The organism is Rhodococcus sp. 05-2256-B1 (assembly GCF_002258465.1).
Lineage (GTDB): Bacteria > Actinomycetota > Actinomycetes > Mycobacteriales > Mycobacteriaceae > Rhodococcoides > Rhodococcoides fascians.
This window is the reverse complement of sequence record NZ_NOZA01000026.1, coordinates 336,495-358,634: the sequence shown is the minus strand read 5'-3', so window position 1 is coordinate 358,634 and position 22,140 is coordinate 336,495. Positions and strand designations below refer to the sequence as shown.

Below are 22,140 nucleotides of genomic sequence, written 5' to 3'. Positions count from 1 at the left end.
GCTTACCTTGCGGGTGCTGCGTGGATCAACCCGCTGCTTTTTCGCGTTCCTCTTCGACCTCGGCCGTCCGCTTGTTCACGTCGCCCGCTTTCTCGAGAGAGTTCAGTTGTTCGATGGCAAGCCGCGCGAACACCTGCTGCTCCGTCGATGCCATCTGAGCACGGCCTCTACCGAGGAACGTGACGAACCAGGAAATGACCGTGGTGATACGGCTGCGGTACCCCACCAGGTAGTACAGGTGGAGGGCGAGCCACATGAGCCATGCGATGAAGCCACCGAACTCCAGCTTGCCGACCTTCGCCACCGCATTGAACCGAGACACCGTGGCCATGGAGCCCTTGTCGAAGTACTTGAAGGGTGCTCGCTGGGTGGGGTCGTCCTGCCCCTTGACCGATGCCTTGATCAGCTTGGCTGCGTAGGTGGCACCCTGGATCGCACCCTGTGCCATGCCGGGAACGTCCTTGACCGACATCAAGTCGCCGATGACGAAGACGTTCGGATGACCCTTGACAGTCAGATCCGGTTCCACCAGAACTCGGCCGGCGCGGTCCGTCTCCGAACCCGACTGGTCGGCCAGCTGCTTGCCGAGCGGGCTGCCCTGCACGCCCGCGGACCAGACCTTGCACTGAGCCTCGATACGACGCGTCGTTCCGTCTTTTTCCTTGACGGTCAGGCCGTCGTTGTCGACGTCGGTGACCATCGCGTTGAGCTGGATCTCGACACCGAGCTTCTCGAGCCGTTCGGCTGCCTTGCGGCCGAGTTTCTCGCCCATCGGGGGAAGGACGGCCGGTGCGGCGTCCAGCAGGATGACGCGCGCGTCGCGGGGATCGATGTTGCGGAACGCTCCGTCGAGGGTGCGGTCGGCGAGTTCTGCGATCTGCCCTGCGAGTTCGACACCCGTCGGACCTGCTCCGACGACGACGAACGTCATCAGGCGGTCCTTCTCCTCCTGGTCGTCGGAGAGTTCCGCCTGCTCGAAGGCTCCAAGGATGCGTCCGCGCAGTTCGAGTGCATCGTCGATTGTCTTCATGCCGGGCGCGAACTCGGCGAAATGGTCGTTACCGAAGTACGACTGCTGGGCACCGGCGGCCACGATCAGGCTGTCGAACGGGGTGACGGTGACGCGCTCGAGCAACTTGGACGTGACCGTCTTGGCCTCGAGGTCGATGTTCAGCACGTCGCCCAGCAACACCTCGGCGTTCTTCTGCTTGCGCAGGATGACGCGGGTAGTGGGAGCGATCTCACCGACGGACAGAATGCCTGTGGCCACCTGGTAGAGCAGCGGCTGGAATAGGTGGTGGGTCGTCTTTGCGACGAGGGTGATGTCGACGTCGGCCTTCTTGAGCGCCTTGACGCCGAACAGACCTCCGAACCCGGAACCGATGACGACGACACGGTGACGCTTCGATTCGACCGGTTGGATGCTCATTACCTGCTCCCTAGACGTTGCGATGTAGCCACAACGGTAGTCGCCCCGGGGCGGAGCGTCTCGCCAAGGGCCCAGCTACCGGTCGTCGGGCAGCTATCGCTGTCGCGGGGAACTACGGGGCAGTAGCCGACCTCTTGGCCAGTTCCACCGTTGCAGCGCGCAGCTCGTCCGCGGAATCGATGGGCTCGGCGTAACCGACTCTGGTGTAGGCCACACCGCGCGGTGTGTGGACGTTCAGATCGAGGCCGTATCGATCTGCGGCCGTACACGTCGCCGAGGTCGCGTCCGGGTAGCCCCCCAGCTTTCGGGCCATCGCCAACAGAGACGTCGAATGGTCCGCGTTGAGGTGCTCGACGGCATAGGCCGAGGACGGAGACACGGGATCCGGGGACGCCTCGGAGTACGCGTCGGCCGTCGCCGAATCCATTCGGCCGTACCCGCCGACCCATCGCACCCGATGCACTCGCATGACCCAAAGCGTGAAGTCGCTGTAATCCACGTAGTACTTGGCGGCCGGCACCGCGTCGAGATGCGCTTGTCGTGCGGCAGTGAGCTCGGCTCCTGCCGGTCGCTCGACCACCCCGGCCAGCGTGATGCGGCCCGAGGCCAGCGGGTCCGTCTGTGACTGGGGTGCAACGATCGACAGACTCGCTCGTGGATCACCGTCGAGATTTCGACCATGCTCCGCCATCCGCGACACGCACAGCACGGGTGCTCCGTCGAGCAAGCCGTATGTCACGAACGACGCCCATGGATCGCCGTCGGCGGTCAGGCTGGCCAGCGTCGCAATATTGGTGGACGCAGCGATCGTGCGCGCCTCCTCGGCCGCCGACGGACGACGGTCCGCGACCACCGGAGACAGGGGAGGGGGAACGGACGGGGCGTCGCCGGGATCGCCGTGATCGAGTGCCATGGGCGGCAGTCTACGTTCGTCCCGGAACGAGATGGTGTGCGTGCGTGACCGGGTTGCCGTCAGCACGAGTCGAACAGAGCAACAATAGGAGCGTCAGGCTAGCGGCCGACGAACGCGACGTCCTCGGTGGCGACGGCCGATGCGGTTCGACCGGGTGCGGTCTGGTTGTCCCAGTACATGTTCGTGTGCGCGATGACCTGCTGCGCTGTAGGCAGGGCGGGGTCCGGCAGGTTCTCCGTCGTGTGGGCGTCGCTGACCAAGGTCACGTCGTACCCACGAATCAGAGCTCCGTGCAGAGTCGATCGCACACAGAAGTCCGTTTGCGCGCCGGCAACCACCACACGACCGACGCTGGCACCGGCGAGCACCTCCTCCAAGGACGTGTCCTCGAAGGCGTCTCCATGCTTCTTGTGCACCAATGCGTCTCCGGCGTCGATCGGAAGTTCCTCCACGAGTTGCCAGCCCGGGCTGCCGGACACGAGCTCGTGGTCCGAGGAATGCTGCACCCAGATCACCGGTGTGTCGGTCTTTCGCGCTCGTGAGACCAGTCGCACCATGTTGTCGACGACGCGAGTGCGATCGTGGGCGGCGGCCATGACGTCGTTCTGGACGTCGACGATCAACAGTGCAGTTGCAGGGCGGTCGGGCAGGGTGGTCACGTCGTCTCCATCGAGTCGGTTCTGGTCAGCTATCCGACGTACGCGGCCAGGTGCTTCGCGGTCAGGGTGGATCCGTCCGCCACCAGATCTGCGGGGGTGCCCTCGAACACCACGAGGCCGCCGTCGTGCCCGGCTCCTGGGCCGAGGTCGATGATCCAGTCGGCGTGGGCCATGACGGCCTGATGGTGCTCGATGACGATCACCGACTTACCCGAATCGACCAGGCGGTCGAGCAACCCGAGCAGTTTGTCCACATCGGCGAGGTGTAGCCCGGTGGTCGGCTCGTCGAGTACGTACACCCCACCCTTCTCGGCCATGTGTGTCGCGAGCTTGAGTCGTTGCCGTTCGCCGCCCGAGAGAGTCGTCAGCGGCTGGCCGATCTTCAGGTAGCCGAGTCCGACGTCATTCAGCCGTTGCAGAATCTTTTGTGCTGCAAGCAGTTTCGCCGGTCCGTCGGAGAAGAAATCCTCGGCCTCGGCCACCGACATGGACAGCACCTCGTCGATGTTTCGGCCGCCGAAATGGTACTCGAGTACCGAAGCTTGAAACCGTTTGCCCTCGCACACCTCACACGTCGTAGCAACGCCGGCCATCATGGCGAGGTCGCTGTAGATGACTCCCGCCCCATTGCACGTCGGGCAGGCACCCTCCGAATTGGAGCTGAACAGAGCGGGTTTGACCGCATTCTCCTTCGCGAAGGCTTTGCGGATGGGTTCGAGCAGACCCGTGTAGGTCGCGGGGTTGCTTCGCCTCGATCCGCGGATGGCACCTTGATCGACCGAGACCACATCGTCGGTGCCCGAAAGCGACCCGTGAATCAGCGAGCTCTTACCGGAGCCCGCCACTCCGGTGACAACGACCAGCACGCCGAGTGGAACGTCGACGTCCACGTCTCGCAGATTGTGCGAATCCGCCCCTCGAATCTCGAGCACCTCCGAGAACTCGCGAACCGAATCCTTGAGACTCGCGCGGTCGTCGAAATGGCGGCCGGTGACCGTATCGCTCTGCCTCAGTTGGTCGACGGTGCCCTCGAAGCAGACGTGCCCACCCGCACTGCCGGCACCGGGCCCCAGGTCGACGACATGGTCGGCGATGGCGATCGTTTCCGGCTTGTGCTCGACGACGAGAACGGTGTTTCCCTTGTCCCGCAACTGCAGAAGAAGGTTGTTCATCCGTTCGATGTCGTGGGGGTGAAGACCCGTCGTCGGCTCGTCGAACACGTAGGTGACGTCGGTCAACGACGAGCCGAGATGTCGAATCATCTTCGTGCGCTGCGCTTCTCCGCCCGACAGTGTGCCCGACGGCCGATTCAGGCTCAGGTAGCCGAGGCCGATCTCCACGAACGAGTCCAGGGTCTCGCTCAGCGTCGTCAGCAGCGGTGCGACCGACGGTTCCTTCAGGCCTGCGACCCACGTGGCCAGATCGCTGATCTGCATCGAGCAGGCGTCGGCGATGTTGATGCCCTTGATCTTCGACGATCGTGCACCCTCGTTGAGCCGCGTTCCGTCGCATTCGGGACACGTGGTGAACGTGATCGCACGCTCCACGAACGCCCGGATATGCGGCTGCATCGCGTCGACGTCCTTAGAGAGGAACGACTTCTGGATCTGAGGGATCAGGCCGGAATAGGTCAGATTGATGCCCTCGACCTTGATCTTCGTGGGCTCTCGATACAGCAGATCGTCGAGCTCTTTCTTCGTGTATTTCGCGATGGGTTTGTCGGGGTCGAAGTAACCGCAGCCGCGAAAGATTCTGCCGTACCAGCCTTCCATGCTGTAGCCGGGAATCGTGATGGCGCTCTCGTTGAGGGACTTGCTCGCGTCGTACAGGGCATTCAAGTCGAAGTCGCTGATCGAGCCGCGTCCCTCGCAGCGCGGGCACATTCCACCGGTGACGGAGAAGGACTTCTTTTCGGTGGTCTGACGACCTCCCTTGTCCACCTTGTAAGCACCTGCACCGGAGACCGATGCCACGTTGAACGAAAAAGCCTGTGCAGAGCCGATATACGGCTTCCCCACTCTGCTGAATAGAATGCGAAGCATGGCATAGGCGTCGGTGGCGGTTCCGACGGTGGAGTGGGGATTGGCACCCATTCGCTGTTGATCGACGATGATGGCCGTCGTGAGCCCGTCCATCACATCGACGTCGGGCCGCGCGAGAGTCGGCATGAAGCCCTGAACGAAGGCGCTGTAGGTCTCGTTGATCATGCGCTGGGATTCGGCCGCGATGGTGCTGAAGACGAGGGAGCTCTTTCCGGACCCGGAGACACCGGTGAACACCGTGAGGCGTCGCTTGGGAAGTTCGACGCTGATGTCGGCGAGATTGTTCTGCCGCGCGCCCTGTACTCGAATCAGATCGTGACTGTCGGCGGCGTGCGCTGCCGATTTCTGCGTGACCTTGGTCGTCGCCATGCTCGCGGTGTCTCCTGATCGTCACGGCAACCGAAACCGAGAAGGTCGATTGCACCGAGGTATGTGTGCGATCACGGTAGTCGTATCGGAACGCGCATGCTTCTCGATTCCTGATCGATTCCTGTCACCGCCAACGCGTGGGTCAGACGCTGCAGATCTGCGGCGGACGATTCGAGCAACGGTCGCCGCACCGTGGCGTCGACCAGCACACCGATGGCGACCAAGGCCGCCTTGGCCATGATCGCTCCCTGGGTGGTGCGCATGACGGCCTCGACGAGAGGTAGCAGCGATCGCTGTACCGCGTTCGCGCGAGTCAGATCTCCGGCACGGACCGCGTCGAAGAGGTCGGCGTAGCGGTCGGCGACGACATTGCCGACCACACTCACCGAACCCGTTGCACCGCAGCACAGATAGGGCAGGGTCAATTCGTCGATACCGCAGTAATAGGCCAGGTCGGTTTCAGCCATGACGTTCATCGCCTCGTACAGGTCGCCTTTCGCGTCCTTGACCGCCGTGATCGAGGTATGCCGCGAGAGGTCGACCAGGGTCGACGCGTCGATCGGCACACCGGTCCGAGCCGGCACGTCGTACACCATGACCGGAAGGGCTCCGGCATCGGCGATGGCGACGATGTGATCGGCGACGCCGGCCTGCGTGGGGCGCGAATAGTAGGGGGCGGTGACGAGCAATGCGTCGGCCCCCGCATCGGCGGCACGTCGCGCCGACTCGATCCCGGCGGAGGTGTCGTTGGTGCCGACACCCGCGATCACACGCAGGGCGTGGCCCGAGAATTCGCGCGTCGCCGTGATCAGATCGGCCTGCTCACGCGGCGTGAGAGTCGGTGCCTCCCCGGTGGTGCCGGCGACGACGACGCCGTCGCAACCGGTCGCGAGCAAGTGGGTCAGCAAGGCGTCCGTGCCGGTGCGGCTCACCTGCCCATCGGCGTTCATCGGTGTGCACATGGCAACCAGGTTGGTGCCGAACGTCGACGTGGCCGAAGGAGTGGACATGTTCATCGTCCGAGTGTGAGCCCACATGATCGTCTCGGTCCAGCGATGTAATTTCGGCAGTATTGCGTACCTTTGCTTCATGATCGATATCAATGCACTCCACGCGCTGCGTGCAGTTGCCGCCCTGGGCACGCTGACGAAAGCGGCCGACGAGCTCGGCTACACCGCGTCGGCCGTCTCTCAGCAGATCAAACGGCTCGAACGCCAGGTCGGAACGCCGGTACTTGCGCAGGCGGGCAGAGGTGTTGTGCTCACGCCGGCCGGACGGGCAGTGGTCGAATCCGCGGACGAGGTGTTCCACGCCCTCGAGCGGTGTCTGGAGTCGGCGAGATCGGCAGACGAGGGTGCCGCGCGCGGGGTGGTACGAGTGGTTGGATTCTCCACTGCGATCCGCGGTCTGCTCGCACCTGCACTCGCGACCTCGAGCGCTCGCTATTCCGACCTCACCGTGCAGATCGGGGAGGAGGACCCGGATAAGGCGCTGCACAGTGTGCATTCGGGAGCAGCAGACCTGGCGCTGGTGCACGACGCCGACGGAGTTCCCGCAGTGGCTCCTCGCTCGATCGTTCGGCGATCCATTCACACCGACCACGGCGATGTCGTCATGAATCGAACCCACCCCCTCGCCGCAGGGGAGTCTCCACTGACACCGGTAGGCCTCGCGAAGTACCCGTGGGTGACGAGTCCGGCGGGCACCGTGTGCCACCAGTGGTTTCGTCGATTGTTCGCGGACACGTCGAGCGAGATCGACGTTCGGCACCTCGTCGACGACTTCTCCACTCAGCTTTCCCTGGTGGAGGCAGACAATGTGCTGGCACTGATTCCCCGTCTCGCGCGACCGCCTCTGGGCCCGACGCTCGTGGCGGTCCCGCTGGCGCGCGCCCCCAAGCGAGAAGTGCATGCCGCGTGGAGGCGCAGCGCCGATGCGAGTCCGGCGATCCACGCCGTGCTGGATCTACTCGATTCGCTCGCGCTGCGACGTGGTCAAGACGACGAGTAGACCTGTGGCTCGTGTCATCGCCACATACGTGTCGACAGCACCTGCGACGCCGGAGCCGAACAAATCCGGGTCGATCAGAACGACCAGATCGAATTCCAGACCTTTGGCGAGCTGCGGTGTCAGCGAGCTGATTCGATCGGACTGCGGAAAAGTAGGATCACCGATCACGCATGCGGTTCCGCCGGTCGTCGAACCGAGCCAATCGGCGAGAACCGTCGAAAGCGATGCGACGTCACCGTATTCGACCGGCACGCCGGTACTGCGTATCGACGTGGGAACGTTGGCGTCGGGCAGCGCCGCCCGGATCACCGGCTCGGCCACGTCCATAATTTCTTGCGGCGTCCGGTAATTCACGCCGAGAGCGGCGACGGTCACCTCGTCGATACCTACTCGTTCGAGCCGATCCGGCCACGTCTCGGTAAAGCCCCGACGAGACTGCGCTCGGTCTCCGACGATGGTGAAACTCCCAGCAGGGCATCGCCGAATCACCATCTGCCACTGCGCATCGGTCAACTCCTGAGCCTCGTCGATCACGATGTGCGCGAAGGGACCCGCCAGCGGATCCGTCGGATGGTCCTCGAAGCCGGACGAATCGACGAGTGCATCCCGAATTATCTCCTGACGGAATTGCGCGGCCATCATCTCGTCGTCGTCGACCGCCATCAACTCGTCGACGACACTGTCCATTCGCGAGCGTTCGATCGCAGCAGCCAGTGATCGGCGTCTTTGTCGTAGAGCATGTTTCGGATCGCCGAGTCGCGCCCGTGCCGCGTCGAGCAGCGGTAGGTCGGCCACAGTCCAGCGTGTCGCATCAGCGCATCGAAGTGCTCGAATGTCGTCCGCGTCGAGCCAGGGTGCGCATGTGCGCAGGTATGCCGGAACGGTCCACAAGTCCGCGACGAGGTCTGCGGCATCGACGATCGTCCACGAGCGTTCCAGGACGTCACGCAGATCCTCGTTCAACTGCAGCGACTGCCGAAATTCTTCGCGGGATCCCTGTGCGGCACAGCGATCGGTCACGATGGTGGTCAGTAGGTCCCAGATCAGCTCGCGAGCCTCGTTGTGCGGCGTACCGGGATCTGGCGCACCGAATGCCTCCACCCAGTCGTTCGGCGTCAATACAAATGTTCCCCAGTCTGTTTCGACTGTGACGTCGTGGGTCGGTGGTTGTTCGTAGAAGGCAACAGCCGCCTCGATGACGGCGTCGACGTCGAGGTCTTCCTTGAGCCGCGCCGCAACAGGATCGGTGTCGTCGAGCGCATGTGTTCCCTCTGCGACGAGGTCGCGCAGGGTGCATGTTTGTACTCCCTCCTCGCCGAGACTGGGGAGTACGCCCGAGACGTACGCGAGGTAGGGCTGATGCGGACCGATGAACAGTACTCCGCCGCGGTTGTGTCCTATCCGTGAGTCTGCGTACAGCAGGTACGCGGTGCGGTGAAGGGCAACAACAGTTTTCCCGGTTCCCGGTCCGCCGTCGACCACCAGTGCCCCGTGCGCATCGGCTCGAATGATCGCATCTTGATCCGCCTGGATCGTGCCCAGTACGTCACGCATCCGAGGTGAGCGCTCGGCACCCAGACTGGCGATGAACGCGGACTGATCGTCCAGCGCGGCGTTGTCATCCAGAGACGTGGGATCGAACACTTCGTCCCAGTAGTCGGTGATGCTGCCGTTCGTCCACCGATAGCGGCGACGGCTTTTCAGCCCCATCGGGTTGGCATGGGTTGCACCGAAGAACGGCTCGGCAGCGGGGGAGCGCCAGTCGACGAGCAGTTGCTCGCCCGCATCGCCGAGCAAGCCGGTACGCCCCACGTACACCGGTTGGTCCGAGTCGATGGGGACGAACCTCCCCAGACACAGATCGGCACCGTAACGACGCAGTTGGCGCAGTCGCCCGTTCAATCGGTGAATCTCGAAATCACGTTCCATCACCTCCTGTCCCATCCGCCCGGATGACTTCTGGATGGCGTTCAATCGAGCGATCGTGTCGGAACGTGACTTCTCGATGCTGGCGGTGATCGCCGAAAAGTGCTGTCGGTCATGACCGATGAGCGTGGGTTGGCGCTTCGGTGCGAGCCTGTCGGGGAGGTCGAAGACATGGGGCGGCACTGATTTCACGGGACTCCGATCCGATGGTGCGGGTGTGCAGCGAGCCATTCTGAACCCTCGACGGGGTCTTGCCGCAAGACCCCGGGTGAGCTATACATTGAAAGTGGAAAGAGAGCGAATCTTCTTCTCCGCATCACGCCGCAGACGCCCGTTGCGTGTTCTGCGTGGATTACTTCCCTTGATCGGCACGGGCGTATTGGCCGGCGGAGCCGTTCAGCTCGGTTTTGTGACCGGCGTACGGGTCGACGGTCACGGCGGTGAGGTCGGCGCTGCTGTCGCTCTGATCGGCGTGACATGTTGCGTAGCGCTTCTCGCGTGGGGTTGGACCGGATTGTGTGCGTCCCCGAAGGCGCTCGCGGCGGCCATCTCGACCGGGGTCCTGGCGTTCCTCACCACGGCGCTGACCATTTCCTTCGTGGCAACGCCCTACGACGCGATCGTGTGCGGACACTCATCGGACTTCTGCGGACTGGGAGTGCTTCAGGTGGTTCCGACTGTCGGGGCGGTAGCGCCATGGACCGTCGCCGGAATTCCCGGCCTACTTCTCGTACTCACGGAGCGGCGTGCACGACGCGTAACGAGGCATCAGACGGTCAGCCCACCACCGCGGTGAAGCTCGAGTCGGTAGATGACGCCGCCGAACAGGCTTCGTTGTACTGCTTCGTCGGCGAAGTAGCTGTCGATGTGAAGGGGTTCGAGATTGGGGTGCGCGTCGAGGTGTTCACGAATGACCGGTAAGACAACATCGGGCGTGAGCACGAATCGCTCACCGCCGAGGTCGGTGATGCTCGCTCGGCCGCAGCCGTCCCAATCGTGGACGTTGGACCAGTGGCGGATTCCGCAGCCCTCGATCGCTTCGATCAACAGTCGCTGCGCGTAGGGCAGCACGATGGTGCAGTTCGCGCGCGCCGCCGCAAGGCCCTGCCGATACGCAACTCCGTGAGCCGCGGCGTAAGCCCGAGCTGCGTGCTTTTCGACGTGGTTCCTGGTCATGAGAGTTCCAATCGCATTGTGCACCAGCCCCGCGCGCCGTTGCACCGGTCGGAAATCATGAACACGGCGTGACGTAACTGAACGTTCTTCATCGCAGATCCGGGCGGACCTTGCCCCTGAAGGGCTGTCGGAGGCGGCGCGGGTGCCTTCTGCAGCTGGGGTGGCTATGCGAGTAGCTCTGATTCGGCACGCTATCACGAAGCGAAGTGACGGGGGTTCAGTCAGAAGAGAGCAGCAGATCGGTGATTGCTGCGGCGGTCATCGGACGTCCGAGCAGGAATCCTGAGCTACGTCGCATCCTGTTGCGGCGAGTGCTTCGAGTTGCTCTTCGGTTTCGACGCCTTCGCCGACGACTGTGACGTCGAACGCGCGGGCGAGTGCAACGATCGCCGAGATTATTGCCCTGGCGCGGACGGCGGGCAACCGGGCCACGTATGACTTGTCGATCTTGAAGCTCTCGAACATCGGGTACCGGTCCAGATACGACATGGAACTGTGCCCTTTGCCCATATCGTCGAGGAGCAAGGACACGCCCATTGCGTGCAGCGCCGCAACGGTATTCGCCACTCGTTCGGTGTCTGCGACCCACACTGTTTCGGTCACTTCCAGACCCAGTGCGTTCGGTGGTAGGCCGGTGTCAGCCAGGACAGTGGCGACCTGCGCCGGAAACTCGTGGTCTCGCAGTTGGAGCGCACTGACATTGACGCGCACCACGACGTCGGAGAATGCGCGCCACCGCACTGCGTCGCTGCACGCGACGCGGAGCGCCCATGCGCCCAATGGTGTTGCGAGACGTGTTCTTTCGGCGACTGCGACGAATTCGGTCGGCTCGACAGGCCCTAGATCATGATGATTCCAGCGGGCGAGCGCCTCGACTGCAACGACCTCACGCGTCGAGATGTCCACCAGAGGTTGGTATGCCATGGTGAGTTCGTTCGAGCTCAATGCCGCGCGCAGGTCGACCGACAGCGATCTGATCCGGTCGGCGTCGTACAGGTCTCCCGGGTCGAAAACTGCATGGCCACCGGTTCCGCTGTCCTTGGCGCGGTACATTGCCAGATCTGCCCGGTGAATCAGCTCATGCCTTGTCGAATTCGAGTCGGAGACAGCGACACCGATGCTGGCACTGAGTGGGATGGGGACGTCCTCGGCATCGAATGGTTTCGCGATGGTGCGGGCGATGTGTCGCGCGATCTCCTCCGCTCGTTCGACAGTGTGTACCTCACCGATCTGCCACGGCGAGAAGACACCATGCCGGTGGTGGCCGACGTCAGCGCCGAACGATTATTCGCGCTCATCTCCGTTGCAGCGGTGGGTGGTGTGCGTATCGAGGACCGCGTCCGCACGGTGACCGAACTGGCAATCGCCTGTGCCGTGGGTGAACCGGAACTAGCCCCACCCGGCGCACAATCGCGGTTTCCCAGCGAGAACATCGAGGGCGGAACACGCTTCTTCGCACCGTCGGGACTTCGACGGTTGCGGCTGTTGTCGGGGATGGTGCGGGCGAACCGGCCGTGGCGGCTCGTGACAGGGCTGTCGAAAGTGCTGGTCGGAGCGTTTGCCACCGGAGCGTTCGCGCTGGCTACCAGCACGATTTGGTTGTTCGCCGACACAATGGGCCCATGGCGAATGTGCGCGGCGACGATTCTCTCCATTGCGGCGATGGTTCTGTGGCTGATTCTCGATCACGAATTGTGGGAGCGGCCGAAATCAGCCGAAGAGCGAGACAGATCTGTGCTGTACAACGCAGCGACAGCCGTGACGTTGGTGATCGGCGTTGTCGTCCTCCACATAGCCCTGTTCTGCATGCTGCTGGGGACCGCGTGTCTCACACTTCCTCCGGGACTGCTGTCCAGCACCCTCGGACACGCGGTCGGCTTTTCCGATTACCTCAGCCTCGCTTGGCTACTCGCGTCCATTGCGACCATCGGTGGGGCGCTCGGTTCGGGCCTCGAAGACGATCGCGTAGTCACCGAAGCCGCATACGGTGTGCGGCAGAGGCAACGGATCGAAGAGACGCAGGCACGCTCGAACGACCCGGAATGACACTGCGACCGATAGAACCGTGGCCCTCTTCGGCGGCGGCACGGATTTCGTCGGCCGACCATCGAGGACTGCCCGGGTTCGCAACGCGCACAGTCTTTTCGATACCGGGCGAAAGCATCAATGGCACCCAAGATGGTTCGGGTGGTGCGCGTCGGGTTGCTCCATGGGATGAAGCGGTCACGGTTGTTCCGGTACCGATGGTCCGTAGTTTCGGTCTACCCTGTGGTCGGGCCGTGACTGGCGCTGTGGATGGATCACCATCGGGAAGCGGCCTCGTCTGTTGACGTCTGCCGCGCGCCTGGGCTCCCACCGAGCCGAGGAGAACCATGAGCCACACCCCACCGCGTGATACCGCCGATTCTGATGCACGTAAGACGGGTGGACTGGCGCCACCGATCACGGCAGGCGTGGTCTCGGCCTTGGTCGGGTTCACCAGTTCGTTCGTTGTAGTCCTCAGCGGCCTGACAGCGGTAGGAGCAAACTACGAGCAAGCCGCCAGCGGCCTGCTCGCTGTCAGCGTCGTCATGGGTCTGGCCTGCATCGTCCTTTCCTGGCAGACTCGGCTGCCGATCACCGCCGCCTGGTCCACCCCCGGCGCGGCCCTGCTCGCGACCACCGGCACCGTCGATGGCGGTTGGCCCGCCGCGGTGGGGGCGTTCCTTGTCACGGGGGTGCTGATCGTCCTTACCGGTTTGGTACCCCAGCTCGCGGCGCTGGTCACCCGCATCCCCACCTCGCTTGCCCAAGCCATGCTCGCCGGGGTCCTCCTGCAGCTCTGTCTCGGCCCGGTCACCGGGTTGGCTGTGAACCCGATCGCTGTCGCCCCGGTTGTCCTGACTTAGCTTGTTGCACTTCGGTTCTCGCCCCGTTGGGCCGCGCCCCTCGCCTTGCTTGCCGCCGCAGTCGTCATCGGGATCACGGTGGCGGCCGGCGAAACCACGGTGGGCCCGGCGGACCTCGTACCTCGGGTCCATTTGACTTCGCCGACGTTCACTGTCGCGGGTGTCGTCGGGATCGCACTTCCGCTGTACCTCGTGACCATGGCTTCACAGAACGTCCCGGGTGTAGCGGTCATGGCCGGTCTCGGCTACCAGGTTCCGTGGCGGCGATCGATGCTCGTGACCGGCGCAGGCACCCTGCTCGGCGCGACCGCCGGCGGGCATGCGATCAACCTGGCTGCAATCAGCGCCGCCCTGGCTGCCGGGCCGGACGCGGGTGTGGACCGCACTCGCCGATGGATTGCAAGTCTGACTGCGGGAATCGTCCTGATGTTGCTCGGCGTGGCGTCGGCGTCGTTCGGCACACTCGTTGCACTTGCCCCCGTCGGTGTCATTGCCGCGGTCGCCGGACTAGCCCTACTCGGGACACTCGCCGCGTCGTTGACCGCCGCGTTCGCTGATCCGGTAGAGCGAATCCCCGTCGTCATCACTTTTGTGACCGCCGCGTCCGGTACAGTCATCGTCGGTGTCAACGCTGCCTTCTGGGCGCTCCTGGCCGGGCTGGCTGCACGCTTTGCTGCTGGGCAAGCCACGGACCGCCGCTTGACGTCCTCGGAGACAGCGTGAGTCGACGGGGAGCCGGGGCGAGTCTCGGTCATCGACACCGGTGTGCCGATCCGGTATTGACCTTCCCCCTGGGGGAGGCATCACCGTGGTGTCATGACCACAGAATGGGATGCACTCCCGGACAACGTGAAGAAGTTCATGACCGCCCTCGATGCCCGACAGGGCGCTCGCGCGATCACCGTGTTCACCGCAGATGCCGTCGTGACCGACGAGGGCCACGACCACTCGGGCCGAGACGAGATCGAGGCCTGGCTGACCGCCTCGGTCAATGAGAGTGAGTACACCTACACATCGGAGTTCACGGGAGCGACCGCGACCGGCACGACCGTCGACGTCACGCAGCACCTGGAAGGCAATTTTCCCGGGGGAGTCGCCGACCTGCACTACCGTTTCACTCTGGACGGCGCGCTGATCAACCGGTTGGTGATCGAGCCATGAGCAAGCGATGGTTCATCACCGGTGGCACCCCAGGCGGCTTCGGCATGGCGTACGCCGAGGTGGCGCTGGAGGCGGGGGAGCGCGTGGTACTCACGGCGCGGCGTCCAGGGGAACTGGCGTCGTGGGCCGATCAGTACGGTGACCGCGTTCTCGTCGTGCCTGTGGACGTCACGGACGCGGCACAGGTACTGCAGGCGGTACGAACGGCCGAAGAGCATTTCGGCGGTATCGACGTGCTGGTCAACAACGCCGGTCGCGGCTGGTACGGATCGATCGAGGGAATGGACGAAGCCTCGATCCGGGCAATGTTCGAGCTGAATTTCTTTGCAGTACTGTCCGTTACGCGAGCCGTGCTACCAGGAATGCGCACCCGCAGAAGTGGGTGGATCGTCAACGTATCCTCAGTGGCCGGACTTCTGGCGGCGGTCGGATTCGGCTACTACAGCGCTAAGAAATACGCGATCGAAGCCGTCACAGACGCTCTGCGCCAGGAGGTTGCCGAGCACGGCATCTCCGTGTTGGCGGTCGAACCAGGGGCTTTCCGCACCAACGCCTACGCTGGATTCGCCGACGAGCCTGTCGCGGAAGCGATTCCGGATTACCACGACATGCTGGAACAGGTTCGTGCCGATTTCGTCGACATGAACGGGGTGCAGCCGGGCGATCCGTATCGTGGTGCCCGTGCGGTGATCGAAGCGATGGCTCAGGACCCGCCGCCACGCCGACTGATCCTGGGCAACAGCGGGTACGACGCCGTGATCGGTGCGCTGGAACAAAACTTGGGCGACATCCGGTCGAACGAAAGGCTGTCTCGGAGCGCGGATTTTCCGGAGTAACCGAGTTGGTGGAGCTCGCTGATTCTGCCGCGGCTGCACGAGGGGACCGGTGAGATCCAGCGGTTGATCGTCGGAGGCGGACTGATGAGAGCCGAACAGAAGCGCAATTCGTGAAACATGCCAGGCGTAGGCTCCTGGCATGTCGTTCAGAATCCTTCGCTCCGACCACGTCGGCTTCGCCGTCGGTTCCCTCGATGACGCCCTTCGGTTCTGGATCGATGGTCTCGGCGCGGTCCTCGAACGCACCGGTGAGATGGGTGGAGAGTTTCTGGGAGAGGTCACCGGAGCGCACGGGGCCACAGTCCGGATGGCGGTGGTATCCGTTGCGGGGCAGACGATCGAACTGCTGGAATATCGCAACGTCGAGGGAGAGCAGGGATCCTCTCGACCACACGATCCTGGTTTCGCGCATCTTGCCTTCGAGGTCGACAACATCGACGCGGTCCTGACGCGAATCGCGGACTTCGGGTGGACGGCGCAGGGAACTCCTCAACCTATTGCCGGCGGGGCAAAGGTGGGCACCCGCGTGATGTACGCGGTGGGTCCACACGGAGAGACGATCGAATTCATGGAGCCGCCGCAGTGACAACCGATTACCAAGGTCGATCGAACGTTCAGGACAGTACCGGTAATCCTGCATATCAGAACTCGTCGTATTGTCCTGTTCCGGTGTGAAGTACCGGTTACCGTCATGCTCGGACCGCCCGACCGCCCGACCGCCAACCCGCCATTGCTTCGTTCGGAAGCGGGTTCGGACGCCGTCGAACCAGCGGACGGTGCGGTGACGTCGAAACCGGGCGTGCCGACGTGGCGCGCCCCGGAGGCGTTGGAGCGCTTCGGTTTCGGTGTGGTGAAGTTCGGCGCGTCTGGCGGTGCCGGGGGTGGCGGACATGGTGCGTTGCGGTCGTTGCAGGTGCGGCAAGGCGGGAGTTGCCGACCAATCTCTGACGCAGCGCCGTGCGCTGGTCATGGCAGGCCCTTACCTCCAATCAGGTTCGGGGCTCGACAGAGACAACCGCGCTCGGTGTTCGGTGGTGGGCTGTCGCGGGGAGATCTGACCGAAGACCTCGACAGTGCCTAGCTGCTGTCGGGGCGGGGACGGTTCCAGTTGACGAACACAACGTGCCAGCCATCGACGGCATCGAGCGTTCGGCGTTTATGCGTGACTGCCCCCAGGATCGGAACGCTCATCCCTGCTACCCACGCATGCAGGGCCCGTGACGACCATCATGCTGGGAAAACCCGTGAACAGGTGCAGCATTGCTATCGCAGCAGCACCTGTTGCTGCGATCCACCTCACATTCTCGATCCGCTTCTTCGCGACGGCAACATAGACGGATGACACTCTGTCGTAACGTTCGACGTTCTGATGGTTCGGGTTGGCGCACGCTAACTCGAGGGTGCGCTCGTATTCGGTCAGCGCCGAGGCAATGTTCAGTAGCGGGTACCGACTACGCGGGTCGAGATCGTCGACAGCGTGTCGAGGTCGTCCGCGGACAGCACCAGATCGCTGGCTTTGACGTTCTCGCGCAGGTACTTCTCTCGCTTGGTTCCCGGGATGGGGATGACATGGGTGCCCTGGGCGAGAACCCACGCCAGCGCAATCTGCACCGGCGTGGCGTCGTGATCGGTAGCGACCTGACGGACGGTGTCGAGCAGTGACTGGTTGGCTGCAATCGCTTCTGCACTGAATCGAGGGTTGCTGTGTCGCCAGTCATCGGCCTCGAGGTCGTCGCTGGTGCTCACGGCTCCGGTCAGAAAGCCGCGACCAAGAGGGGAGTATGGAATGAACGCCGCGTTGTGAGCGGCGCACCACGGCACGACCTCGGCGAGCTGCTCGGTACTCCACAGCGACAATTCCGTCTGCACGCTGGCGACCGGATGGATCGCGTGTGCGGTATCGAGCTGGTCGACGGTCACCTCGGACAGACCGACTGCCCGCACCAAACCGCGTTCGACCAGCTCGGCCATGGCCCCCCACGTCTCGTCGAGCGCAACCTGCGGGTCGACCCGGTGAAGCTGGTAGAGATCGATGACGTCGGTGCCGAGTCGCTGCAGTGAGGCCTCGATGCCCGATCGGATGTGGCCAGGGTGACCGTTGGGAGCGAGACCGCCTCGGTCATCGATCACCATCCCGACCTTCGTCGCCAACGTCACCTCATCGCGGCGTCCCTTGATGGCGGTACCGACAAGTTCCTCGTTGGTGAACGGGCCGTAGACGTCCGCGGTGTCGATGAGGGTGGCACCGAGGTCGATCGCGGTGTTGATCACCCGCGATGATTCCGAGGCATCGCGTTGGTTGGCGCTGTAGGCGAAACTCATTCCCATGCAGCCCAATCCGATTTCGCCGACCTCGATCCCAGAACTTCCCAGCGTTCGTGTCCGCATGTCGTTGCCTTTCGTCCGTGGCCGCCCAGGCGGCAGGAAAATGTACCGCGAGATTAAGCGGGGCGTGCGCCCCGCTTAAATCAACGTACACGTTCACGACTCTCCGGAAGGAGATGACGACGTAAAAGAACGACTATCCGGACCTGACGTCAGGGACGTAGCCCGATGATGGCCATCTCGGTCACGCGGTCGGCCACCTCGGCGTCATAGGCCTGCATCGCCAGGGCACCGACGATCAGTGCTTTGAGGTCGGGTGCCGTGACCGTGGTCTTGACCGAGCCGGAGCGCTGCGCTGCGACGAGTAACTCGCCGAGCACAGTGCGGAACTCGTCCTCGACGCCGGGTGCGACCTCGTCGAGGTCGATACCCGAGCCTGCCATCGCGTCGGCGAGTGAGCGGTCGAGTGCACCCTCAGCGATCACCGCACGGAGGAACTCGAAGACCGCCTCGCTGGGATCGCCACTGGTGAGCAGCTCTCGGGCGGTGTCGGCCAGTGTTCGGACGCGGCCGACGATCACCGCACTCAACAGCGCAGTCTTGGTGGGGAAGTGGCGCCACACCGTCCCGGCTCCGACGCCCGCTCGTCGGGCTATCTCGTCGATCGATACCGACGTGCCTTCGGTGGCCAGCGCCTCGTATGCCACCTCCAGCACCCGCGCCCGGTTGCGGGCTGCGTCGGCGCGCAGTGGCCGCCTCGAATCACCCATGCCGCTCCTGCCGTTCACGGTCGCTGTCGACGGAACGCACCACGGTACCCGTCAGCCAGCATGGACGAACCGCTTAACCTCGGCGAAATCACCGCATTCGGCGTCAATGCCCGGCGAACGCAGCATGTCCGCGTACCACCGCTCCGATATGGACTGATCATCGAAGCCCACTCCATCGGAACCACCGACAAGCTGGCCAGGGTTTGAACTGGCGGGATCGCCTAGGGTCTTATCGATGTTGGTGCACCCGATGCGCCCCTGAATAGACGTACGATCGAAATACATTGCGGGACAACATATGCAGAGGTTTACTGGTATCTCTGCATATCAGAACTGGTCGTATAGCTCAGCGTCTCAATGGCGCGCCGCTTGGGACTTCCGCTCGATCGTCAACGTGAGTAGCCACCGAAGGGACTTGCAGCGGTGGCTAAGGTCGACACATCCCACAGACGCGCTGCTGACTCCGGATCAGTGGCGTACTTACGGACACCTCCGTCATCGAGCGAGTCGTCGGCTCCGGATACGGTCGCCACGTTGCAGTCCTCCAGATAGACCCCGCCGCGCCCGTCGAGGTGCGGAGACGTCGCTGCCCACAACCCGGTTGCGGCTCCTTGGGCGACGGTTTTGAAGTCTGCACCGATTACGTTGCCGTGTCGGTCTATCCATCCGCGTTCGACCTGTTCGTCGAGGGTCATATCGCGCTGTAGACCGGTGATGATCTTGCCCGGATGCACGCTGAACCCTCGAACTCCATCTGGGCTTCCGACAGCGTCGAAGTGCACCGCGAACAGCGCGTTCGCGGTTTTGGCCTGACCGTAGGCAAGCCACTTGTCGTACCCGGTGCGAAAGTGTGGGTCGTGCCAGCGAATGTCGGACAACACATGACCCGCCGAGGAGTTCACCACGACGCGGGCACCTCCGTTGGCGAGCCGCGGGTACAGCTCGCTGACGAGTAGGAAGTGCCCGAGATGGTTGATCGTGAATTGCGCTTCCCACCCAGGCTCAATTCGGCGTTCCGGGGTGGCCATCACACCGGCCACGGCCATCAGGATGTCGATCTTGTCGACGCAAGCGGAGATGTGCGTTGCCGCAGCGCGCACGCTGTCCATATCCGACAGATCCATAGCGACGACCTCGCAGCGAGGGACGCCATCGAGGATGGTTCGCGCAAGATCGGGGCGGCGTGCGGGAACGATGACCCGAGCGCCGGCTTCCGCGAGTCGGCGGGTCGTCTCGAGCCCCAGCCCGGAGTAGCCCCCGGTCACCACCGCAGTTGCCCCCGCCAGGTCCACGTCTGTCATCACCTCCGCGGCGGTGCTCGCTGCGGACAACTCGGACTCGAAGGGCTGTTGTTCGGTCTGGTTCATACTGGTGCACGCTAAAACCTAGAGCGCGGTCTAGATCAAGTCGAGAGGGACATGCGATGGCAGATGACCCTGTCCTGACGATCGGGGCGGTGGCGAAGCGAACTGGCCTCAGTGTCCACGCGTTGCGTTTCTACGAACGTCAAAGACTGTTGATCGGCCCGATTAGCCGAAGCACCGGCGGCAGAAGGCACTACGCTGAGTCGGACGTCGAATGGCTTCTGATCCGCGTCAAACTCCGCGAGTCCGGAATGCCACTGTCCGACTTGCAGCGGTTCGCGGAACTGGCACGTCAGGGCCCGGGCAACGAGGCCGAACGCCTACAACTGCTCGACACCCACAACAAACGCGTCGAAGCGCAGATCCAGGCACTGGAAGAATGCCGGTCACTGATCGCATGGAAAGTTGACGTGTACGCCGACCACCTCGATCGCGGGACAGCTACTGGCCTGTGGGACCCCACGCCTGCCGTCTCTGCGCACACAGCATCGATTCGGCGAGCTACTCCGTAGTGCGTTCCTTCACCGTAGATTCGCCGAGGCTGGCGCTTCCCTGCTCACCAATCGGTCGCGGGGGCCGGTCTACGGTGTACGAATCCGATTTGGAGTCGCGCGAGAACTCCTCGCGGGTCACAGGCTCCGGTCCGTCGATCGTAGGGTCCTCGAGGAAGTCGATTGCCGGTTCTTCTACGGTTTGGCGGTGGCGCCGGGGGGGGAGGGGTGTCGCGCGTTGACATCGCTGGTACTTCTCTCTCGTTCGGTTGCCTTGCAGCCGGTCCACCGGTTAGCACTATGGCTACGCCGTACGACGTATCCATTCGTGATGGCGGGCGCTACGCACTGTGTGGTCTCCGCTGTACTGATGGCGGCGCTCCTGCTTATCGACCTCTCACCTGGTACCGCGGTGTCGACTCTCTCCGGTGCGCTGGCACTCGGGGCGGCCGTCGTTCATGCGATGAGTGGCACTAAAACCGATCGAGAGGCGAACAACACGCCCCAAGAACCTAGATGCCCGACAGCGAGCCGAATCGTTGGCTCATCTCGATCATGGTTTGCGTACTTCTTCACGCTTGTTCGGCGGCGTGATGTGCCGCAGCGCGGGCAGCAATATGAGCAGTGCTGTTCCGGTCAGGGCTGCAGCGACCCCCACTGCAGCGAGGTTGCCCGTACCTGACAGTGCTGCCGCCCCGAGGGCAGGTCCTGCAGCAGCACCGATGTTCAGAGCGACTGTCGCGTAGGAACCGCCCATCGTCGGCGCGGAGGACGCCGCATACAGCACCCGCGCGATCAACGTGCTCCCGACTGCGAAAGCAAGAATGCCTTGGGTGAACACGAGGATCAGTAGCAGCGCAGGGTGTGCAGCGAGCACCGCGAGAGCAACCCAACCCAAGAATAGAGCGGGTGCGAAGACCCCGAGGAGCAACCGGGGGCGGGTGTCTGAAATACGCCCCGCCGCAACAACTCCGAGGAAGGACCCGGTGCCGAACAGCACCAGCACCGCAGGCACCCACGCCGTATTCAGGCCGGCGGTCTCGGTGACCACGGGTGCGAGGTAGGTAAATGCGGCGAAGGTTCCGCCGTTGACGAGCGCTCCGAGCAGCATCACGACAAGCAGGCGAGGCGCTCGAAGCTGAGCCAGCTCGGTCTTCAGAGAATGGTCACGGTCAGTCCCGTCCTGCACGGTTCGCTGGTTGCCGCGAAGGCCGGCGGCGATCCCCACTGCTGCCGGTACACACAGCAGTGCCACTGCCCAGAAAGTGGCCCGCCAACCCAGTGCAGTGCCGAGCAGTGCTCCCGCAGGGACACCGGCGACGGTCGCAATCGTCGTGCCGGACAGCAGCACTGCCAAAGCGCGGCCCTTCTGACCCGGTGCAACCAGGCGGGTCGCTGTGCTCAGCGCAACCGCCAAGAACCCGGCGTTCGCGACTGCAGCGACAACACGAGTAGCGAACAACACGGAAATCGCGGGAGTGAGCGCCGCAACGATGTGGCACACCGCGAAGATCACCACGCACCCCACGAGCGTGGCGCGCGCGGGCCACCGGCGCGCGAACGCAGCCATGACGGGCGCACCGAGAACCATCCCGACCGCGAAAGCCGACGTGAGTAGGCCGGCGGAACCGACCGATACGGCGAGGCCATCGGCAATCGCCGGGACCAGACCCGCAAGCATGAATTCCGACGTGCCCATGACGAAAACAGCAAGAGCAAGCAGGTAGAGAGCGAAAGGCATCGAGTAACTCCGAGGTGAGAATGGACCAAGGGCGTCTCGT

Annotated in this window: 20 protein-coding genes, 2 pseudogenes and 1 riboswitch; of the genes and pseudogenes, 9 read left to right on the top strand and 13 right to left on the bottom strand. The window is 63.7% G+C overall.

Annotated elements, in window-relative coordinates; genetic code table 11:
- Nucleotides 1–25: 25 nt before the first annotated feature.
- The 5 genes from CH285_RS14930 to dapA form a co-directional block, all read right to left on the bottom strand.
- Nucleotides 26–1,429 carry an NAD(P)/FAD-dependent oxidoreductase gene (locus CH285_RS14930; protein WP_032366182.1) on the bottom strand — a complete coding sequence of 468 codons (1,404 nt, stop codon included), beginning with the start codon at nt 1,427–1,429 and terminating at the stop codon, nt 26–28.
- 112 nt (nt 1,430–1,541) lie between these two features.
- Nucleotides 1,542–2,342, bottom strand: coding sequence for a HugZ family pyridoxamine 5'-phosphate oxidase (locus CH285_RS14925; RefSeq protein WP_027497136.1), 801 nt, complete (start codon nt 2,340–2,342; stop codon nt 1,542–1,544).
- A gap of 98 nt (nt 2,343–2,440) precedes the next feature.
- Nucleotides 2,441–3,001, bottom strand: coding sequence for an isochorismatase family protein (locus tag CH285_RS14920; protein WP_027497135.1), 561 nt, complete (start codon nt 2,999–3,001; stop codon nt 2,441–2,443).
- A gap of 29 nt (nt 3,002–3,030) precedes the next feature.
- Entirely contained in the window at nt 3,031–5,412 is a 2,382-nt protein-coding gene (locus CH285_RS14915; protein ID WP_032388369.1) for an ATP-binding cassette domain-containing protein, read from the bottom strand.
- A gap of 71 nt (nt 5,413–5,483) precedes the next feature.
- Nucleotides 5,484–6,428 (bottom strand): 4-hydroxy-tetrahydrodipicolinate synthase, encoded by a 945-nt coding sequence (gene dapA, locus CH285_RS14910; protein ID WP_048320355.1) that lies wholly within the window; start codon nt 6,426–6,428, stop codon nt 5,484–5,486.
- A 73-nt stretch (nt 6,429–6,501) separates the two neighbouring features.
- Here dapA and CH285_RS14905 point away from each other — a divergent pair, with 73 nt between their 5' ends.
- Nucleotides 6,502–7,422 (top strand): LysR family transcriptional regulator, encoded by a 921-nt coding sequence (locus CH285_RS14905; RefSeq protein WP_032370562.1) that lies wholly within the window; start codon nt 6,502–6,504, stop codon nt 7,420–7,422.
- Here the strand turns inward: CH285_RS14905 and helR are convergent.
- Nucleotides 7,378–9,540, bottom strand: a complete 2,163-nt coding sequence (gene helR, locus CH285_RS14900; protein WP_032370561.1) for an RNA polymerase recycling motor ATPase HelR — start codon at nt 9,538–9,540, stop codon at nt 7,378–7,380. The genes CH285_RS14905 and helR overlap by 45 nt on opposite strands.
- Before the next feature lie 94 nt (nt 9,541–9,634).
- Here helR and CH285_RS14895 point away from each other — a divergent pair, with 94 nt between their 5' ends.
- On the top strand, nt 9,635–10,144 hold the full coding sequence (locus CH285_RS14895) for a hypothetical protein (protein ID WP_141215014.1): 510 nt from the start codon (nt 9,635–9,637) through the stop codon (nt 10,142–10,144).
- On the opposite strand, the gene CH285_RS14890 is transcribed toward CH285_RS14895, so the two are convergent.
- From CH285_RS14890 to CH285_RS28425, 3 genes and pseudogenes are all read right to left on the bottom strand, one after another.
- Nucleotides 10,117–10,524 carry a hypothetical protein gene (locus CH285_RS14890; RefSeq protein ID WP_094643260.1) on the bottom strand — a complete coding sequence of 136 codons (408 nt, stop codon included), beginning with the start codon at nt 10,522–10,524 and terminating at the stop codon, nt 10,117–10,119. The genes CH285_RS14895 and CH285_RS14890 overlap by 28 nt on opposite strands.
- Nucleotides 10,525–10,782: 258 nt before the next feature.
- Entirely contained in the window at nt 10,783–11,577 is a 795-nt protein-coding gene (locus CH285_RS14885) for an EAL domain-containing protein (protein ID WP_052068838.1), read from the bottom strand.
- A 33-nt stretch (nt 11,578–11,610) separates the two neighbouring features.
- Nucleotides 11,611–11,694: pseudogene (locus CH285_RS28425) on the bottom strand (hypothetical protein); the annotation flags it as partial.
- Between the two features lie 12 nt (nt 11,695–11,706).
- Between CH285_RS28425 and CH285_RS14880 the strand changes: the two are divergent.
- The 5 genes and pseudogenes from CH285_RS14880 (at nt 11,707) to CH285_RS14860 (ending at nt 15,995) form a co-directional block, all read left to right on the top strand.
- Complete coding sequence (locus tag CH285_RS14880; RefSeq protein WP_230592982.1) at nt 11,707–12,570, top strand: hypothetical protein; 864 nt, start codon at nt 11,707–11,709, stop codon at nt 12,568–12,570.
- A gap of 223 nt (nt 12,571–12,793) precedes the next feature.
- A riboswitch (ZMP/ZTP riboswitch) is annotated at nt 12,794–12,881 on the top strand.
- 15 nt (nt 12,882–12,896) lie between these two features.
- Nucleotides 12,897–14,135 (top strand): annotated as a pseudogene (locus CH285_RS14875) (benzoate/H(+) symporter BenE family transporter).
- A 93-nt stretch (nt 14,136–14,228) separates the two neighbouring features.
- Nucleotides 14,229–14,573 carry a nuclear transport factor 2 family protein gene (locus tag CH285_RS14870; RefSeq protein WP_255032329.1) on the top strand — a complete coding sequence of 115 codons (345 nt, stop codon included), beginning with the start codon at nt 14,229–14,231 and terminating at the stop codon, nt 14,571–14,573.
- Nucleotides 14,570–15,409 carry an SDR family NAD(P)-dependent oxidoreductase gene (locus tag CH285_RS14865; RefSeq protein WP_094643220.1) on the top strand — a complete coding sequence of 280 codons (840 nt, stop codon included), beginning with the start codon at nt 14,570–14,572 and terminating at the stop codon, nt 15,407–15,409. The genes CH285_RS14870 and CH285_RS14865 overlap by 4 nt, the downstream gene beginning before the upstream one ends.
- Nucleotides 15,410–15,548: 139 nt before the next feature.
- A complete protein-coding gene (locus CH285_RS14860) occupies nt 15,549–15,995 on the top strand; it encodes a VOC family protein (protein ID WP_032372409.1) in 447 nt (148 codons plus the stop codon).
- 848 nt (nt 15,996–16,843) lie between these two features.
- On the opposite strand, the gene CH285_RS14855 is transcribed toward CH285_RS14860, so the two are convergent.
- Nucleotides 16,844–17,797 (bottom strand): aldo/keto reductase, encoded by a 954-nt coding sequence (locus CH285_RS14855; RefSeq protein ID WP_094643219.1) that lies wholly within the window; start codon nt 17,795–17,797, stop codon nt 16,844–16,846.
- A 149-nt stretch (nt 17,798–17,946) separates the two neighbouring features.
- Nucleotides 17,947–18,504: a TetR/AcrR family transcriptional regulator gene (locus tag CH285_RS14850; protein WP_094643218.1), complete on the bottom strand. Its 558-nt coding sequence runs from the start codon at nt 18,502–18,504 to the stop codon at nt 17,947–17,949.
- Between the two features lie 60 nt (nt 18,505–18,564).
- On the opposite strand from CH285_RS14850, the gene CH285_RS27960 reads away from it, so the two are divergent.
- Nucleotides 18,565–18,711 carry a hypothetical protein gene (locus CH285_RS27960; protein ID WP_176458613.1) on the top strand — a complete coding sequence of 49 codons (147 nt, stop codon included), beginning with the start codon at nt 18,565–18,567 and terminating at the stop codon, nt 18,709–18,711.
- Nucleotides 18,712–18,893: 182 nt separating this feature from the next.
- Here CH285_RS27960 and CH285_RS14845 read toward each other — a convergent pair whose 3' ends face one another.
- Nucleotides 18,894–19,871, bottom strand: a complete 978-nt coding sequence (locus tag CH285_RS14845) for an SDR family NAD(P)-dependent oxidoreductase (RefSeq protein ID WP_094643217.1) — start codon at nt 19,869–19,871, stop codon at nt 18,894–18,896.
- 56 nt (nt 19,872–19,927) lie between these two features.
- Here CH285_RS14845 and CH285_RS14840 point away from each other — a divergent pair, with 56 nt between their 5' ends.
- The gene (locus CH285_RS14840) at nt 19,928–20,380 is read left to right on the top strand and encodes a MerR family transcriptional regulator (protein WP_094643216.1); all 453 of its coding nucleotides are present in this window, start codon (nt 19,928–19,930) and stop codon (nt 20,378–20,380) included.
- Nucleotides 20,381–20,912: 532 nt separating this feature from the next.
- On the opposite strand, the gene CH285_RS14835 is transcribed toward CH285_RS14840, so the two are convergent.
- Nucleotides 20,913–22,100, bottom strand: coding sequence for a Cmx/CmrA family chloramphenicol efflux MFS transporter (locus CH285_RS14835; RefSeq protein WP_094643215.1), 1,188 nt, complete (start codon nt 22,098–22,100; stop codon nt 20,913–20,915).
- Nucleotides 22,101–22,140 lie beyond the last annotated feature (40 nt).